General features: G+C 56.1%; 2 protein-coding genes and 1 pseudogene. All 3 read left to right on the forward strand.

Features of this window, described 5'->3' with window-relative positions; all coding sequences use genetic code 11:
• A pseudogene (locus OC610_RS23115) lies at window positions 1-507 on the forward strand (anticodon nuclease); the annotation flags it as partial.
• A 45-nt stretch (window positions 508-552) separates the two neighbouring features.
• Window positions 553-912, forward strand: coding sequence for a DUF1016 domain-containing protein (locus tag OC610_RS23120; protein WP_264431120.1), 360 nt, complete (start codon window positions 553-555; stop codon window positions 910-912).
• Window positions 905-3,664 (forward strand): HsdR family type I site-specific deoxyribonuclease (locus tag OC610_RS23125; protein ID WP_264431122.1); only part of this gene is annotated, 2,760 nt, incomplete at its 3' end. The genes OC610_RS23120 and OC610_RS23125, both read left to right, overlap by 8 nt.

Here is a 3,664-nt window from a genome sequence, read left to right on the forward strand (position 1 = left end):
CTGATCAAGGCCAGTCCTGCTGACCTGAAGTTCGTCATCACCACCCACAGCCCGCTTTTCTACAACGTGCTACACAATGAGCTTGGCCTCAACAAGGGTGGCAAGAAAGAGGGTTGCTATCTACTGGGCCGTCTCGATGACGGCAGCTTTGATCTGTGCGTCAAGTACGGCGATTCCAACAAGAGTTTTTCTTACCATCTCCACTTGCGGCAGACCCTTGAACAGGCGATTGCCGCTGGCCAGGTACAGCGCTATCACTTCACCCTGCTGCGCAACCTCTACGAAAAAACCGCCAGTTTTCTGGGTTATCCGCAATGGTCGACGCTTTTGCCTGACGACAAGCAGGCTTACCTGAACCGCATTATGCAGTTCACCAGCCACAGCACGCTGTCCAATGAGAGCGTCACTGAGCCAACACCGCAGGAGAAGCAGACAGTCAAGTTGCTTCTGGACCATTTGGTGGCCAACTACGGCTATTGGCAACAGGAAGAGGCGCCGGGCGCCTGATCGCATGACGAGATCTGTTGTCGTGACGTTGGATAGGAACAACGCATGAGCGAAATCACCCGTACCAGCGATTACCGACAGGCGCTGGCTAACATCAAGCGGCACATTCAAAGCTCGCAGAAGGCCGGTGCGTTCAAGCCGGAGTACATCGGCAAGCTCAATTTCTACCTGTCTGCCGTGGACGACCAGTCGCGTGCAGTGCACGATCAGCCGACCATTGGCCTGCTCCTGTGCAAAGACAAGGACAAACGGAATGTGATATGCGCGTTGCGTGATAAACCCATGGGCGTCAGCTTATCTATCACCAAGGACATTCCACTGGCCGTGCAGTTGCAATTGCCGACGGTGAAGGAAATTGAAAGCGAACTCGCACAGGGACATGGGGAGCCCCCAAGCTATGACTGACTACAAGACCATCGCCGAGTCCAGCACCTTTATCGTGCTCGACAGTTACGCCAGGGAGTGGAATGTTGCCGAAAGCTACCAGAGTGAAGGCGATCTGGAGCGCGAGTTCGTCCAAGATCTGGTCAATCAGGGCTATGAGCACCCCACCGGGCTGAAGACGATACCGGCGCTGCTGGCCAATGTGCGCACGCAGTTGCAGGCGCTGAACAGCGTCGATTTTTCCGACGGTGAGTGGGCGCGCTTCGTGGAAAGCTGGCTGGACAAGCCTAGCGACAGCATCGTCGACAAGACACGTAAGGTTCATGACGATCATGTGCACGACTTCGTGTTCGATGACGGGCGCATCCAGAATATCTATTTGATAGACAAGAAGAACCTGGCCCGCAACAAGGTGCAGGTCATCAAGCAGTTCGAGCAGGCGGGCAGTCAGGCCAACCGCTATGACGTGACGATTCTGGTTAACGGCCTGCCACTGGTGCAGGTGGAGCTGAAGAAGCGTGGCGTGGCGATCCGCGAAGCTTTCAATCAGGTGCACCGCTACAGCAAGGAGAGCTTCAACACCGAGCATTCGCTGTTCAGGTATCTGCAGCTTTTTGTGATCTCCAATGGCACCGATACGCGCTACTTCGCCAACACCACGCAGCGCAACAAGCACAGTTTCGACTTCACCATGAACTGGGCGCAGGCCGACAACAGCCCGATCAAGGATTTGAAGGACTTCACCGCGACCTTCTTCCAAAAGCGCACCCTACTCGATGTACTGCTCACCTATTCGGTGTTCGACGTCAGCAACACCCTGCTGGTGATGCGCCCTTACCAGATTGCCGCCACCGAGCGCATCCTATGGAAGATCCGCAGTGCCTGGCAGGCCAAGCGCTGGAGCAGCACCGAGAGCGGCGGTTATATCTGGCACACTACCGGCTCGGGCAAGACGCTAACCAGCTTCAAGGCCGCGCGCCTGGCCACCGACCTGGAGTTCATCGACAAGGTGTTCTTCGTGGTGGATCGCAAGGATCTGGATTACCAGACCATGAAGGAGTACCAGCGTTTTTCACCCGACAGCGTCAATGGCTCGGAGAGCACGGCGGGCCTCAAACGAAACCTGGATAAGGACGACAACAAGATCATCGTCACCACCATCCAGAAGCTCAACAATCTGATGAAGAGCGAAGGCGACCTGCCGGTGTTCCACCAGCAGGTGGTGTTCATCTTCGACGAGTGCCACCGCAGCCAGTTTGGCGAGGCGCAGAAGAATCTTAAGAAGAAGTTCAAGCGCTTCTATCAGTTCGGTTTCACCGGCACGCCGATCTTCCCAAAAAATGCGCTGGGCGCCGACACAACCGCCAGCGTGTTTGGCCGCGAGCTGCATTCCTATGTAATCACCGATGCCATCCGTGATGAGAAGGTGCTCAAGTTCAAGGTGGACTACAACGATGTCCGTCCACAGTTCAAGGCTCTGGAAACCGAGCAGGACGAGAAGAAGCTCGGCGCCGCGGGGAACCGCCAGGCTTTGCTCCACCCCACGCGCATCCGAGAAATCTCGCAGTACCTGCTCACGCATTTTCGCCAAAAGACCCATCGTTTACAGGGAGCAAACAAGGGCTTCAATGCCATGTTCGCGGTGAGCAGCGTCGATGCTGCCAAGGCGTACTACGAGACGCTGCAGAAGCTGCAGGAAGGCAGCGACAAGCCGCTGCGCATTGCCACCATTTTCTCCTTCGCCCCCAATGAAGAACAAGACGCCATTGGCGACATCGTCGATGAGAGCTTCGAAGTGTCGGCGATGGACAGCACCGCTAAAGAGTTCCTGAGCTCGGCGATTGCTGACTACAACGCGCTGTTCAAAAGCAGTTTCGGCGTGGACAGCAAGGGCTTCCAGAACTACTACCGCGACCTGGCCAAGCGTGTGAAGGATCAGGAAATCGACCTACTGATCGTGGTCGGCATGTTCCTGACCGGCTTCGATGCGCCAACCCTCAACACACTGTTCGTCGACAAAAACCTGCGCTATCACGGCCTGATCCAAGCCTATTCACGCACCAACCGCATCGTCGATGCCACCAAGACTTTCGGCAATATCGTCACCTTCCGCGATCTGGAGCAGGCTACGGTCGACGCCATCAAGCTGTTTGGCGACAAGAACACGCGCAATGTAGTGCTGGAAAAAAGTTATAAGGAGTACATGGAGGGCTTCACCGACACGCTGACCGGCGAGGCGCGGCGTGGGTTCATGGATGTGGTGACGGAGCTGGAGCAACGTTTTCCCGACCCGGCCAACATAATCAAGGAATCGGAGAAGAAAGCCTTCGCCAAGTTGTTCGGCGAGTACCTACGTGTGGAAAACGTGCTGCAGAACTACGACGAGTTTGCGGCGCTGAAGGCGCTGCAAACGGTCGATATCAGCGACACGATGGCCGTGGAAGCATTTAAGCTCGAACACCACCTGGATGACGAGAAGCTAGCCGAGCTGCAGACCATCCGCCTGCCTGCCGAGCGCAAGGTGCAGGACTATCGCTCCACCTACAATGACATCCGCGATTGGCTGAGGCGCGAGAAAGCGGGTAACGAAGCAAGCGAGTCCACTATCGACTGGGACGATGTGGTGTTCGAGGTGGACCTGCTCAAGTCCCAGGAAATCAACCTGGATTACATCCTTGAGCTGATCTTCGAGAAGAATAAGAAGGTCAAGGACAAGGCGGCACTGGTTGAGGAGATGCGCCGGGTGATTCGCGCTAGCCTGGGCAATCGCGCC

It is taken from the genome of Pseudomonas agronomica (genome assembly GCF_025917275.1).
Classification (GTDB): domain Bacteria; phylum Pseudomonadota; class Gammaproteobacteria; order Pseudomonadales; family Pseudomonadaceae; genus Aquipseudomonas; species Aquipseudomonas agronomica.